This window comes from Streptomyces sp. NPDC054961 (assembly GCF_053609145.1).
In genome coordinates this window covers 125,015-139,192 of the sequence record NZ_JBSGWY010000004.1, presented here as the reverse complement: position 1 = coordinate 139,192, position 14,178 = coordinate 125,015, and the positions used below count along the sequence as shown (strand labels likewise).

Below are 14,178 nucleotides of genomic sequence, written 5' to 3'. Positions count from 1 at the left end.
GACGGGGCCCACCAAGGCCCTTCCCGCCTCGGCGCCGAACACCGCGCTCAGTGCCCCCGCCGCCCCCTCGCCGCGCGACGTCCGCGGGGCCACCGCCTCCTCGGGGGGCGTCGGCCCGGCGGCGACGACCACCAGATCCACGTCCAGTGCGGTCGGCCCGCTCGGCCCGCTCGGCCCGCTCGGCCCGCTCGGCCCGCTCGGCCCGCTCGGCCCAGTCTGGGCCGTAACGGTCCGGGTCGTAGGGGGCCGGGTCGTATCGGGCCGGGTCGTTTCGTTCCGGGTCGTGCCGGGCCCGCCGGCGATCGGCGGTCTGTCGCCGTCGCGTCCGGTGGTGCCCGGTCCGGGCGCGTCGGGTCCGGGTACGTGGAGGCGCAGGCCCGGTACCCGGGAGCCCTTCACTTCGCGAAGCCGCTCCGCCTCCGGGAGCGCGGCGGCGATCCGCGCGCGCACGTCGGCGCTGTCGACGGCTCCCGGCAGCACCGCCACCAGGTCCAGGTCCGCGTCCGCCGACGCGCAGTCCATCCGCCGGGAGCCGACCACGTGCAGGACCCCCTCGGGCAGCGCCGCCGCGATCCGAGCCGCGATCCGAGCCGCGCTGCCCGCCGCGACCCGCTCCGCCGCCACGCCCGGCCGGTCCGTCCACGGAGCCGGATCGGCCGGTCGAGCCGGCTCCGCCGCCCACCGGACCTCACCGGTCCCGAGCTCCACCGTCGCCCGGACCTCCATCCGCCCGTCCCCGCGCCGCGACAGCACGGCGAGCGACCCGACCCGCGCCGTCCGCCCGCCGCCGAGCCGCGCGGCGAACTCCGCCTCCGCCCGCCGCGGGTCACGGCCGCGCCCCAGGGTGAGGTGCGGCGTGTAGTCCCCGCTCCCGCCGTGACCCCGCCCCCGGCACCCCGGGAACCGTGCGCCGAGTGCGCGCCGTAGCTCCTGCCACGGCTCGTCGCCGGCCGCCGCCGGATCCAGCCACAGGGTCGGCCCGAAGGCGTACACGCCCTCCAGCCGCGCCGTGAACGCCTCCGTGCGCGCCGCGACTTCGGAGAGCAGCGGCAGCGCCTCATCGAAGGAGGACTCCGGTACGAAGCCGAACAACAGGTTCACGTGGGCCGGCCAGCGCTCCGCCCGCGGGTCGTGCTCCCGCCGCACCGCTTCCACCGCCGCGTCGTGCGGGGCCAGCCAGGCCACGGCCGTCCGCGCGGTCGACCGCACGTCCAGCACCGCGGGGGCGTGTGCTCCCGCGGCTCCGAACTCCAGCGTGGCCTCGACCCCGTAGTGGTCGGACAGGAACAGGCCGTCGGGAGCGGGGGACTCGCCGCGCAGCGCGGCCCGGGTCACCCGGACGTCCGCCGACCGCAGCAGGATCCGGTCCAGTCGCGCGGCCCGACCCGTCAACGAGCCCACCGCGGCGAGCGGATTGGCGACCGGATCGAAGGTCGGCGTCTGGTCCTGGACACCGTGCACCTCGTTCCACGCGTCGCGCAGTCCCAGCGCGGCCGCGGGCCCCTCGGCCCCCGAGCGGCCGTCGTTGAAGTCGCCCAGCACCGCCACCGCGTCCGCCTCGACCCCCGCCAACCCCTCGCGCAGTGCGTCCAGTTCGGCCGTGCGCCGGTCGGCGCCACGCTCCGTGTGGTCACTCGTCAGGTGCGTCGCGACGACGACGAGCGGCCCGCCCGCCGTGTCCACGGTGACCGCGACGGCCGCCTTGTGCGGGCCGAGCACGTGCACGCCCGCCTCGCGGACGGGCAGTCGGCTCAGTACCAGCAGCCCGCTCTCGGCCACGTCCCGCCCACCGGGATCGGCCGCGACCGCATAGCCGTCCCGCACCCACGGCTCGGCGAGCAGCATCCCGAGCAGCTCGCGCTCCACCTCCTGGAGCGCGATCACATCGGCGTCGGCCACGGCCAGGTCCGCCAGCAGCAGCGGCCTGCGCCGCGCGGTGGAGATGCGCGGGGAGTCGTACCGGTCCCAGAGCGTGTTCCACGTCAGCAGCCGCACCCGGGCGTGATCCGTCGCGCGGGCCCCGCCCTCGGAGGCGGGCTGCCAGGAGCCGCCGCCCGCGGGGTCCCAGGCGTGGGGCGTCCGCGCCGTGAAGAAGGGCGCCCGCAGCAGCCTCGGTGTGCGGACCCGGCCGGCGGGGGTGCTGTCGACGAGGTCCAGACCCGTCGCGCGGTCCCACACCAGCTCGCCGTCCGCCTCGACGAACAGCACCCGGTGCCACGGGATGTCCCCGCCCGGTACGAACGAGGGCAGCGGAACCCGCTTGGGCGCGGCCCCGCGCTGCAGCAGCCCGAGCGTGAACCGTGCCGGATCGAACCGGGGATCCCAGCGCACCTGGTGGTAGAGCTCCTCGCTGGTACGCATCAGCCGCCCTCACCCGCTCGTTCGGCCGCTGTCGCGGTCCTCACCGCTGTCACCGATGCCCACACCGTCGTCGCGGTGGTCGCGGCAGGGGCGATCGTCCCGGCCGTGTCCTCCACGGTTCCGCCCGCCCCGAGGTACCGGGTGCGGTGCGCCTCGCCGGGGTACGGCGGCGCGAACCGGCGCAGCTGGGCGGTCAGTACGTGTGCCGGTACGGGGTGCGGGCGCATGGAGTTGCGGCGCAGCAGCTCCGCCTCCTCGACCAGGACCACGGCGTGCGTGACCAGCGCGTCCCGTCGGCGTGCGACGGCGCCGGCCAGTCCGCGCTGCTGCCCGGTGAGCGAAGTGGCGTCCCAGACCACCGTCCCGCCGCGCCGCGCGGCGGCGGCCAGCGCCGAGTCCAGCCGGTCCAGGCCCTCGCGCAGCACGTCCGCGTTGTCCCGCTGGTCCGCACGCGAACCCCGGGCCGTGCGCAGATCGTCGAGGCTGATGTAGGTCTCCACCCCCGGCAGGGCGCGGGCGTACGTGCTCTTCCCGCTGCCGGAGGGCCCGCAGAGCTGCACCAGCCGGGGGAAGGACCTGCCGTCCCGCCAGCGCCAGGTCGCCGCGACGGCCTCCTCGGGGCCCGACACCTTGCCCTGTCCGTACGCCGCGCGGGCCTCGGCCCAGCAGCGGTCGGCCGCGTCGGAGTCGGTGATCCCGGCGGCGGCGAGCGCCTCGCGCAGCCCGGCCCGCAGCGGTTCCAGTGGCGCGGGCCCGAGCAGCCCCGCCTCCTCGGCGTGCAGCGCGGACCACTCGACGGCCTCCGAGGACTCCCGGCGCTCCGTGGCGGACCCGGCGGCCTTCCGCTCGCCGTCCCGCAGGGGCCCCGGCCCGGGGACCGCCCCCGCCAGCGCGTGCAGTACCCCCAGATCCACGGCCGACGCCATCCGCACGAGCCCGGCCCGCCGCTCCTCGTCCGGGTAGGGGAACGGCCTGCGCACGGCCGGGTACAGCCCGACCAGGTCCGCGACGCGTCGCGCCGTGGGCATCCCGAGCGGCCCCGCCGCCAGCCCGGCCGCGAGGCGGGCCCGCGGTACGCCGTGCAGCACGGCCGCCAGGATCCCCGCCAGCCGGTCCTCCCCGGACCGGCGCACGCCCAACCCGTCGATGCGGTCGGCGACTTCGGCCACGAGCTGTTCGACTCCGGAGGCGAGACCCCCGCCCTCGGCGAGGAGCCCCTCGCCCGCGGCTCTCGCGGCCCCCGCGGCTCCCGGGGCCGCTGCGGCCTCCGCCGCCCCGGCTGCCGTCACGGCCTCCGCCGCCCCGACCGCGCGCAGCAGCCCGGCCACATCGGGACCGGCGCCCGACCGTACGTCCCACAGCGCGGCCGCCGGACCGAGCCCGTTCGCCACCACCCGCGCGTACATCCAGTGCGTGTCCGTCCGCACGTGGCCGCCGCGCACCCACTTGGCCACGCGGTGCCCGAAGTCGGCGCGCTCGAAGCCCGCCACCGTCCGGATGACGTAGCCCTCCTGCCGTGCGGTGTCGATCCGGAGCCTGCGCAGCGCGCGCTCGTCGAAGGTCCCGCGCCAGAGCACGCGCGGTCCCGGCACCCCGAGGCCGTGCAGGAACCGCACCGTCCGGTCCCAGTCGAGGCAGTGGTCGCCGTCCCACACGGAGAACCCGTAGAACCACGCGTCGAGTTCCTCGTACGCCAGCGAATGGCGGGCGTAGACGTTCTCCCCGCACACGCGCCAGCCCGCCGGGATCCCCGCGCCGATCCGGCTCTGCAGGCCCTTCACCCAGGCCCGCGAAGGGTGGTGACCCGAATCGAGCGAGCGTGCGTGCAGGCCGTCGGCGTAGAGGGTGGTGTTCTCCCCGTCGAGCTTCTCGGTGACCACGACCTCCCGCCCCGCCAGCCCGTCGACCCCGGTGGTCCGCACGTCGTCGGAGGTCGCGCCCGGCGACCAGGGCAGGTGCGGGGTCCTGGGGTAGTGGGCGCGCATGGTCCGCTCCTGCTCGACGACGGGGGTGCCCGGTCACTTTAGGTAGCCGGGCCGGCGTCGAACCAGCGAATATCGCGGGCCCCTTCCCGCCCCGGTCTCCTTCCCGCCCCGAGCCGCGTCCCCCATCGGCCCCCGGCGCCCCGGGTCAGTAGCCGATCGTGAACCGTCGGCCCGCGTGCGCGTCGCGCTCGATCTCGTCGACCAGCGCGACGGCGTAGTCCTCCGTGGAGATGCGGCTGCGGCCGTCCTCGTCCACGACGAGGTCGTCGAGCCCCAGCCGGTACGTTCCCGTCCGCTCGCCCGGCTCGATCAGTGCGGCCGGGCTGAGGTTGGTCCAGTGGACCTCGTCCACCGGCACGGTCCGCAGGAAGTCGAGCGCGTCGCCGTGGGCGTGCATGACGGCGAGGATCGGCTCCGGGATCCCGGCCTGGTCCCACACCAGCGGCCCGCCGGGGGTGCGCAGCGAGCCCGCACCGCCGACGGTGATCACGCGCGGCCGGGGCGGTGCTCCGTCGATGCCGAGCGCCTGCACGCCGCCGATCAGGGATTTGACGGCAGTGAGGAGCGTGGCCGGATCCCCGGGGCCCGGTCCGAACGCGCTCACCACCACGTCCTGCCCGGCTGCCGCCTGGGTGACGGACGCGGGATCGAGCACGTTGCCGCGTACGACCACGGGCGCTCCGGCCCTGCCGGTGGCGCCGGCGTCACCGACGCCGGACCCGCCGAGCCGAGCCGGATCGCGTACGACGGCCGTGACCTGGTGCCCGCGCCCGAGTGCTTCCCGCATCACCTGGGAACCGATCGTTCCGGTCGCGCCGAAGAGTGCGATCCTCGCCATGCCGACTCCTGGGGGTGGAGGCTGTGAGGACCCCGGCCGGGGCCCGCCCGGCCCATCCAAGCGAATCCCGGCGCCCGCGCCCGGCAGCGCCACGCGGTCGGCGACGGGGCGTCGACGGCGCGGGGTGCCCGTGGCCGGTGCCACGTGGTCGGTGCCACGTGGCGGGTGGCACGCGGTCAGTGATGCGCGGTCAGTGATGCGCGGTCAGTGACACAGCGCCACGATGGACGGGTCGACCGTCCCCCGCGCCGCCGCGCACAACGGCGCCATGTCGTACGTACGGTGCGGCGCGGGCCGGTGCCCACGGGGCTGCGCGGCCGGCGCCCGGGCGGGCCCGGCGGCGGGACGTACGGGCCGTGCGGGCTTGGCGCGCCGCGTCCGCTCCGGCCGGTGCCGCGGTGTGCCGGGCTTCGCCCCGTGCCGCTCCCCGGAGACGGGCACGGGTACGGACGCGGGAGCAGGCGCGGGCGCCCCGGTATCCGGTGCGGGGACCGTGTCCGGCCCGGATGCCGAAGGCTCCGGGCCGGCCTGCGGCAGCCGCCCCAACGGCGCCGCCTCCACGGTGGGCCGCGGCCCGGCCGGCCGCAGGTCGGCCGACACAGGCCGTGACCCGCCCCCGGTTCCCGGCGGCCCCGGCTCGGCCGGCCGTACGGTCACGCACCCGGCCGTCATGGCCAGCGCGACAACGATCAGGGGCACCCACGGTCCCCGGCGCGACTGCATCCGTCCACCCTGCCGCACGAGACCCCGTATCCGGGCACGCCCTCACCCGCACGAGTGGTGGAAACCGACGGGGAGGGCAGGGGCGACCGCCCCGTGCCCCTGCGGGGGCGCCCGTTCACCGCCTCAGCCGCACGTCACGCTGTCGCGCGGCGTGTAACGGGTCTTGAGCGTCTCGCGCTTGACCTCCTGCCCGCCCTTGACGAACACCCGGTCCACGGCGACGTCGAAGCCCTCCAGCGGGGTCTGCGGCTCGCACTTCGGCCCGCTGTCGTTGCGGGTGGCCGGCGGCTTGACGTTCGTACGGGGGCCCTTGGACGCGCGTATCTCGTCGTACCGCTTCGTCCCCAGGAAGGAGATGGTGATCGACGTGTCGGTGGCCTCGGCCTGGATGTAGAGGGCCTTGCCCGAATCGTTGGCGAAGCGCAGGTCGAGGCTGCCCCAGGCGACGGTGGCCTCGCGGCCCTCCGGGTAGCGCTCGATGTAGAAGGAGTGCGCCCCGTACTCCAGGGGCTTGACCCCCGAGAAGAACATGGCGTTGAAGACGGTGGTGGCGACCGCCGACACCCCGCCGCCCGAGGCCTTCTCGTACTGGCCGTTGTTGATGATCAGACCGTCGACGAAGCCGTTCTCCTTCGTACGCTCCCCGACCCTCCCGTTGAAGCTCCACGTCTCGTCGGGCATCACCAGCGAGCCGTTGATGAGCTCGGCCGCCCGGCCTATGTTCGTGGTCCGGTAGGGGGCCTTCTCGAACTCGACCGTGAAGGAGGACACCTCCTCCTTGATGCCCAGCTTCTCGACGGTGTTCCCGGACAGCGTCGGCTGGACCGTCTCCGTGGCGACCTCGCCCGTACGCTCGGCCGCGCCCGTACGGGTCAGCAGGGGCAGCACGGCCGCGCCGAGGCTGTGCTCGCTGATCCGCCGCCCGGCGCGGCCCTCCTCGGCGACGCCGACCCGGCCGCCGGAGTCCGTGCTCAGCCTGGCCTCGACGGGGCCCGGCGCGGCCCGGCGCAGCGGACCGGCGAGCTCGGGGGCGGCGAGCAGCGCCTTGGCGTCGAGGGCGGGGGCGAGGCGGCCCTGCCCGTCGTCCGCCAGGGTGAGGTGCCGGGAGAGTACGGCCGGGCCGATGGGTATGCGCGTGCCTTCGACGGTGAGGGTGACCGGCGCGGACATCGCGGGCTCGGCGAACTCCTTCACGGCCCGCTCCGTCTCCTGCTGCCCGATGCGCGGCTCCGTGCGCCGGACGGGAAGGTCGACGGGCTCGGCCGCCGAGTCCCGGGCGCGGGGAGGGGCGGAGCGCAGGAGGCCGACGGAGGCGTCGACGTCGAGAGCGGTGCCGGTGACCGGGGTCACCGCCTTGGGCTTGCCCTTCTCGAACGCGACCGAGCCCTCCCGGGCCTCCTGCCGGGTCTTCGCGGCGATGTCCTCCAACGCGGAGCGGGCCGCCTTCTCGTCCAGCCGGACCACCGGCTCGACGTCGGGATCGCCGGAGGAGAACAGCCGCCCGATCACGCTGACCGGGTCGGAGCCGGAGCGGGCCGCCCGGTCGGCGGTGGCGCCGGTGTCCAGGGACAGGCCGAGGGCCGCCGGCCGCGCCTGCTCGGTGTGCTGCCCGATCCGCAGCGCCACCGGGGCCGCGGCGGACGGGCCCAGCTCCCGGTCGAGGGTCTGCCGGGCCTCGGCGCGGCTCATCCCGCCGATGTCGATGCCGCGCACCTTCGTGCCGGCGGCGACGTCCTCGCCGGCCAGCAGCAGGCCGGCGGCGTACAGCCCACCGAAGCCGAGGACCGCGACGCCGCCGGCCACGCCCGCGACGCCCGGGACACGCCGTTTGCCGGTGGCCACCCGATTGCCGCTGCGGGGTGCGCGTCGCATCTAGGGGTCTCTCCTCGCTCCGGTGACGTGGTCGGGCCGGCGGTTTTCAGGCCGGCAGCCCGCCCGGGGAACGTAGCAGGGAGCGCGTAATCGACCCATAAGGAGGTATAGGGGCGGCAAAGGATCCGGGGGGGATCTCCGTAACCCGGGGGGCGCCCGCGCTGTTGCACAGCCGGCGGGCCCGCCCGCCTGCCCGCTCGCCAGCCCGCCCACCTCCCCACGGTGAACGTCCTTCCGGTGAATGGAGTGCGATGCCGCAGCTGACCGACGAGTCCGTGACCGAGGATCCGGGCGGCACCCCGGCCACGGAACCGGCCCCGGCCACGGATCCGCCCACGGCCCCGGCCCCCGCCCCGGCTCCCCGCCCGGCCCCGGACCCCGCCGCGGTCCCGGGCGCGGATCCGCACCCGGACCGGGATGCGCACCCGGATCCGCACCCGGACCGGGCCCCGTCCCCGGAGCCGGGCACCTGGATGACCCCGGAGGCCTACGGGGCCTCGCGCGCCGCGCTCTGGACCGGTGCGGTCGTCCTCGTCACCGACGCCGACGGCCGCGTCCTCGTCCAGAGCGTCGACTACCGCCCCGACCGGCTGCTGCCCGGCGGCGCGGTGGACGCGGGCGAGGCGCCGGCCGCGGCGGCCGCCCGCGAGATGTACGAGGAACTAGGGGTCGACGCCCGCTACCCGCGCGGCCTCGCCGTCGACTGGATCCCCGCCGACACGCCCGGATTCCCGCCCGAGATGCGCTTCCCCGGCGAGATCCTGCACGTCTTCGACGGCGGGACCTGGACCCGGGAGCGGATCGACTCCGTCCGGCTCCCCGCACAGGAGATCACCGGCATCCACTTCGCCGAACCGGCCGAGCTGGCCACCCTGATGGACGCCGGTGACGCCCGCCGCACCCTCTCCGCCCTGCGCGTGCGGATCAACGGAGGCGGCGCCGCCCTGCTGGAGGACGGCCACCCCACGACGCCCACCGCCCTGGACCGGCTCGGCGTCCTGCGCAGCCGCCGCGTGCGGCAGCACGGCAGCTGGCACCCCGGTCCGGATCCCGCTCCCGCGCACCTGCCGCTGAGGGACCCCGCGGGCTGGCTCTTCGCCCCCGACGGGCGGGTCCTGCTGCTCATCGCGCGTGCCACCGGCACGGCCCGCCTCCCGTCCCCGACGGCCGGCCCCACCACGGAGGCCCTCCCGCTCGGGCACCGCCGCGCCGACCAGGGGGCCCACCCCCGCACCGCGGCCCGGCTCACGTCCCTGCCCCCGGCCCGGGACCCCGCGTACGCCCGTCTGCTGGCCACTCCCGAGCAGGTCCGCGAACTCAGCGACTGGGGCCCGGCGGGTCACGAGGAACTCGCCGCCGTCCATGCCGCCCGCACCCGTCTCGCCCTCCCGGCCCCGCCCCGCACCCCGCCGACGGAACTCCCCCCGGAGGGCTGCCACTGGTGACCCGGACCTCCCCGCGGACGCGCTCCACGTCCGCGGGGGTGAGGCCGAGCGGGCTGGGCGCTGTGCGCCTCAATCCCTCTTCCGCGGCCCGCGGTCCCGCAGCATGGGGGGATGAGCGAGACTGCGATCACCTACACCGTGTACGTCCAGGCCGACCCCGCGCGGGTGTGGCAGGCCCTGACCGAGCCCGCGTACACCCGCCGCTACTGGGGTCTCGACTTCGAGACCGACTGGCGGGTGGGATCGACGATGGACTGGGTGGAGCGCGGGGCGCGGACCAGCGATCCGGAGCAGGTGGTGCTGGAGTGCGTACCGAACCGGCTGCTCTCGTACACCTGGCACACCTTCACCCCGCAGTGGGCCGCCTCCGTGGGCATCGCCGAGGAGCTGCGGGCCGAGCTGGCGGGCGAGCGGCGCACGAAGGTGACGTACGAGATCGAGCCGGTCGGTGACACGCTCGCGCGACTGACCATCCTCCACGAGGACTTCGAGCCGGGCGGCACCCTCATCGGCATGTGCGGGCGCGCCTGGCCGATGCTCGCCTCCAGCCTCAAGACCCTCTTGGAGACCGGCGCCCCCCTGCCGGAGCAGGGCAGCGCGGGCGAGCAGGGCTCCGGCGGCTACGAGTCCTACGCCCCCGAAGCCTGAGGCCCGCCCACCGCCCACCGCGGACCGCCGGCCGCGCCGTCGCCCGCCGTCCGCCATCTGCCGTCGTCCGGTCCGGCCAGGTCCGGTCCGGCCAGGTCCGGGGCGGCTCCCGCTTCGCAGGGCATCCGGCTTCGCACCCGGATGCCCTCGCCGGTGGTGGTTCGGTGGTTCCTCCCGTGGACTCCCGGAGGCTGCCCGTGCAGCCCGCTCTGTGATCATGGTGGAGGTCTTCAGAGGAGCGCAGCCATGTCCATCGAGCACCACCGTGTCATCAAGCCCGAGCACGCCGAGCAGGTGTGACCCCGTGAAACTCGCCGAGATCCTCGACGCGGCCGCCGTCGGCCGTTTCCCCGCACCCGACGGAACCACGACCGTCGTACCGCAGCCGAGCCCCCGCGACGCCGGGGTGCTGGCCTTCACCGCACACTCCGTGATCTTCACCGACGAGGACCCCGCCTGGGTACGGGCCACCCTCGCCGCCATCGACTGCGACAGCCTCTCCGCCAGCATGAACCCGCGGTTCCTCGCCGCGCTCCTCGACCGCAGCGGCCGGGCCCACGACACCACCGACCTGCTCACGGTCGCCGACGCGCTGCCCGGTGAACCCGGCCTGGAACTGCGGGAGATCGACGATCCCGACCACCCCCGGGTCCGTCGGGCCCGCCTGCGGCGCGACGGCGTACGGGTCTGGTCGGCGCCCGCCGGCGGGGGAGTGCTCGTCCTCGGCCGCGGGGTGGCGGGCCGCTGGGAGACCGCCATCGAGGTGGACGAGTCCGCCCGGCACCGGGGGCTCGGACGGGAACTGGCCCGGGCCGCACGCCACTTGGTCCCCGACGGGGAGCCGCTCTGGTCCCAGCAGGCCGCGGGCAACGCGCGCAGCATCCGCGCCTTCCAGGCCGCCGGTTACCGGCCGGTCGGTTCGGAGGCCCTGATGCTGGCGCGCCCCTGACCGCGCGGACCGGGGGAGCGGCCCGCGTGAACGCCTCGAGGCCACCCCTGACCGCCGGCCGTTCACCGGAGTCGTGTGGAATGGCGGTATGGGGAGAAGCGAGTACCAGATACGCCAGGGGGTGGCCCGGTGAACCCGGACACGGGCAGGACCGGGGCCACCGGGCCGTCGGAGCACTGGCGATACGCCCGGCACCTGGAGTCCTTGGCCGCCGTCTCCGGCGGGCCCGCCGAGGCCGAGGCCGTGGCCACGGTCCTGCGTGACCCCGACCCGGTGATGGCCGAGAGCGCGGTCGTCACGCATCTGGACCGGCGGGCGTCCCGGCTGTTGGCGGAAGAGGCCTTCCCCGCCTGGGCGCAGGCCGTGGGCGGAGCCATCGGCGACCGTTCCTTCGCGGCCCGCCGGCTGCGGGAGTGGATCCTGCTGAGGGCCGTCACCCGGGGCGAGGCCTGGTCGCGGGCGGAGCTCCTCGCCGCCTCCGACTGGTGTCAGCGCACGGCAGCCCAGTCGCTGCACGCCGACGAGGCCCTGCGGCTGCTCGCCACCGGCGCCCGTACCCGGCGCGTGCGCAACACGGCGGTCCAGCGGCTGCTACGGCGGGCGGCCTGACCGCTTGACCGCTTGACCGCTTGGGCGACTGGGCGGTGAGCCGGTGAGCCCTTGGGGGACGGGGCGGCGGAGCGAGTGCTCGGGGGTGGGCGTCCGGGCGGTGGTGCCGCGGAGCGGGCGCGGGGGCGGGCGCCGGGGCGGCGACCGCACCGGCCACGGGATCTCCGGGGAAATGTCGTTGTGCGGGCCTCGCGGCTGTGGTGAGGATGTCGGTATGCCTTCCTTCGCCGCCCCGGACGGGACCACGCTCGCCTTCCACGTCTTCGGGGAGGGAGAGCCCCTGCTCTGTCTGCCCGGCGGCCCGATGTGCGCGTCCGCGTACCTCGGCGACCTGGGCGGACTGTCCGAGCACCGCGAGCTGGTCGTCCTCGACCTGCGCGGCACGGGTGACTCCGCGTTCCCGGCCGACCCGGCCACGTACCGCTGCGACCGCCAGGTCGAGGACGTCGAGGCCCTGCGCCGTCATCTCGGCGCGGAGCGGATCGACCTGCTCGCGCATTCGGCCTCCGGCGACCTCGCCCTGCTCTACGCGGCCCGGTACCCCGAGCGGGTCCGCTCCCTCGTGCTGGTCGCGGCCCGCGCCCGGGCCGTGGGCGTCGGCTTCCCGGTGGAGGGCCTCAAGGAGGCCGTGGAACTGCGGGCCGACGAGCCCTGGTTCGAGAGCACCCGCCGGGCCCGGGAGGCGGTCTGGAGCGGTACCGCCACCGAGGCCGACCTGGACGCCATGATCCCCTTCAGCTACGGCCGTTGGGACGCGGCCGCGCGGCAGCACGTCGCCGCGTGCGCCGCCGCGTACAACGAGGAGGCCGGGCCGCTCTTCGCGGCAGAGGGGGCCTTCGACCCGGAGTCCGCGCGCACCGCCCTCGCGGGGCTGGCGGCGCCCGTGCTCTTCGTGGCCGGCGAACTCGACCCCGGTCCGCGCCCCGAGACCCTTCGCGAGGCCGCCGCGTTCGTCCCCCGCGCCGAGGTCGTCGTCCAGGCGGGCGCCGCCCACTACCCCTGGCTTGACGACGCCAAGGCCTTCAGGCGGACCGTCCGGACCTTCCTGGACCGCGTCTGACCGGGGGACTGGGGACCGGCCCCGGACGCGGGCCCGCCGCACCGCACGCGGTGCCGGCCCCCCGCACCCGGGGAGCCGGCACCGCGGCCGTCACGCCTGCTGCCGCGCTACTTCGCGCCCCGCCGCACCCGGGCCGCCGCACGGGCCTCGGCGGCCTGCCTGGCCTCGATGGTCCTGCGGGACTCCTTGCCCTTGCCGGGACGCCCCGGCCGGGTCCCGATCCCGCGGAAGCCGAGCTCCGAGCCCGAGGGCCGGCCCTTGGCGTCGGTCGCCGCGGCGCCCGCGAGCGGCACGCCGGACGGGGCCTTCGCCCCGGTGATCCGGCTCAGCGCGGCCTCGCCGGAGCGGACCTGGGTGATGGTCGGCCGGATCTTGGCGTCCGCCATCAGCCGGACCATGTCGCGCCGCTGGTTCGGGGTGACCAGGGTGACGACCTTGCCGGACTCGCCGGCCCGCGCCGTACGGCCGCCGCGGTGGAGGTAGTCCTTGCTGTCGGCCGGCGGGTCCACGTTGACGACGAGGTCGAGGTCCTCGATGTGGATGCCGCGGGCGGCGACGTTCGTCGCGACCAGGACGCTGAGCAGGCCGTCCTTGAACTGCCCCAGGGTCCGGGTGCGCTGCGGCTGGGACTTTCCGCTGTGCAGTCCCTCCGCCCGTACGCCCATGGCCCGCAGGTGCTTCACGAACTGGTCGACCCCGTGCTTGGTGTCCAGGAACATCAGCACCCGGCCCTCGCGCGCCGCGATCTCGGTCGCGGCCGAGACCTTGTCGGCCGCGTGGATGTGCAGCACGTGGTGGTCCATCGTGGACACCGAGGCCGACTGCGGGTCCACGGAGTGCCCGACCGGGTCCTTCAGGTACCGCTGGACCAGCTGGTCGACGTTGCGGTCCAGGGTGGCCGAGAAGAGCATCCGCTGGCCGGCGTGGTGCACCTGGTCGAGGATCTCGGTGACCTGCGGCATGAACCCCATGTCGCACATCTGGTCGGCCTCGTCGAGGACGACGATCTTCACGCGCTCGAGGTGGACGTCGCGCCGCCCGATGAGGTCGCTGAGGCGCCCCGGGGTGGCCACGACGATCTCGGCGCCGGTGCGCAGCGCGCCCGTCTGCTTGCCGATCGACAGACCGCCGACGACCGTGGCCATGCGCAGCTTCAGGGCCTGCGCGTACGGGGCCAGGGCCTCGGTCACCTGCTGCGCCAGCTCGCGCGTCGGTACCAGGACCAGCGCGAGCGGCCGCTTCGGATCCGCCTGCTGCCCGGCCGTGCGGGCGAGCAGGGCCAGGCCGAAGGCGAGCGTCTTGCCCGATCCGGTGCGGCCGCGGCCGAGGATGTCGCGGCCCGCGAGGGAGTTGGGGAGGGTGGCCGCCTGGATGGGGAACGGCGTCGCGACCCCTTGGTCGGCCATCGTCTTCACCAGCTCAGGGGGCAGGCCGAGCTCCGTGAAGGACTCCACCGGCGGCAGCGCCGGCGTGGTCGTACGGGGCATGGAGTATTCGCCCTGGGGGCCGAGGGTCCGCGGGGTCTTCCCGCCGCCCTTCGCACCGCCCTTCGGGCCTGCCTTGGCTCCGGCCTTGATGCCGAAGCGCCCATGAGCCGACGGGTTCCTCATGCAGAACCTTCCGTGAGACGTACGAAGACGAGACGTATGAGACGAGGTGCGGGGCGGGTGGGACGGCGCGTGGGAAGC

The 14,178-nt window shown here is 75.8% G+C and carries 10 protein-coding genes; 5 read left to right on the top strand and 5 right to left on the bottom strand.

The genetic code is table 11. From position 1 onward, the window contains the following. From ACWF9Z_RS06450 to ACWF9Z_RS06435, 4 genes are all read right to left on the bottom strand, one after another. Window positions 1-2,361, bottom strand: a 2,361-nt coding sequence (locus tag ACWF9Z_RS06450; RefSeq protein WP_453598076.1) for an RNA repair domain-containing protein, incomplete at its 3' end; no start/stop codon positions are given. After that, window positions 2,361-4,346, bottom strand: a complete 1,986-nt coding sequence (locus ACWF9Z_RS06445; protein WP_453598074.1) for an RNA ligase family protein — start codon at window positions 4,344-4,346, stop codon at window positions 2,361-2,363. The genes ACWF9Z_RS06450 and ACWF9Z_RS06445, both read right to left, overlap by 1 nt. Before the next feature lie 145 nt (window positions 4,347-4,491). After that, the gene (locus ACWF9Z_RS06440) at window positions 4,492-5,184 is read right to left on the bottom strand and encodes an NAD(P)-dependent oxidoreductase (RefSeq protein WP_453598072.1); all 693 of its coding nucleotides are present in this window, start codon (window positions 5,182-5,184) and stop codon (window positions 4,492-4,494) included. A gap of 846 nt (window positions 5,185-6,030) precedes the next feature. Continuing rightward, a complete protein-coding gene (locus tag ACWF9Z_RS06435; RefSeq protein ID WP_453598070.1) occupies window positions 6,031-7,779 on the bottom strand; it encodes a VanW family protein in 1,749 nt (582 codons plus the stop codon). Window positions 7,780-8,030: 251 nt separating this feature from the next. Between ACWF9Z_RS06435 and ACWF9Z_RS06430 the strand changes: the two genes are divergently transcribed. The 5 genes from ACWF9Z_RS06430 (at window position 8,031) to ACWF9Z_RS06410 (ending at window position 12,490) form a co-directional block, all read left to right on the top strand. After that, window positions 8,031-9,224 (top strand): NUDIX domain-containing protein, encoded by a 1,194-nt coding sequence (locus ACWF9Z_RS06430; RefSeq protein WP_453598068.1) that lies wholly within the window; start codon window positions 8,031-8,033, stop codon window positions 9,222-9,224. A 111-nt stretch (window positions 9,225-9,335) separates the two neighbouring features. Beyond that, entirely contained in the window at window positions 9,336-9,872 is a 537-nt protein-coding gene (locus ACWF9Z_RS06425; protein WP_453598066.1) for an SRPBCC domain-containing protein, read from the top strand. Window positions 9,873-10,176: 304 nt separating this feature from the next. Continuing rightward, window positions 10,177-10,821, top strand: a complete 645-nt coding sequence (locus ACWF9Z_RS06420) for a GNAT family N-acetyltransferase (protein ID WP_453598064.1) — start codon at window positions 10,177-10,179, stop codon at window positions 10,819-10,821. Between the two features lie 129 nt (window positions 10,822-10,950). Then, entirely contained in the window at window positions 10,951-11,430 is a 480-nt protein-coding gene (locus ACWF9Z_RS06415) for a hypothetical protein (protein ID WP_453598062.1), read from the top strand. 214 nt (window positions 11,431-11,644) lie between these two features. Beyond that, window positions 11,645-12,490 (top strand): alpha/beta fold hydrolase, encoded by an 846-nt coding sequence (locus ACWF9Z_RS06410; protein WP_453598060.1) that lies wholly within the window; start codon window positions 11,645-11,647, stop codon window positions 12,488-12,490. Between the two features lie 107 nt (window positions 12,491-12,597). On the opposite strand, the gene ACWF9Z_RS06405 is transcribed toward ACWF9Z_RS06410, so the two are convergent. Beyond that, on the bottom strand, window positions 12,598-14,100 hold the full coding sequence (locus ACWF9Z_RS06405; RefSeq protein ID WP_453598058.1) for a DEAD/DEAH box helicase: 1,503 nt from the start codon (window positions 14,098-14,100) through the stop codon (window positions 12,598-12,600). Window positions 14,101-14,178: the final 78 nt, after the last annotated feature.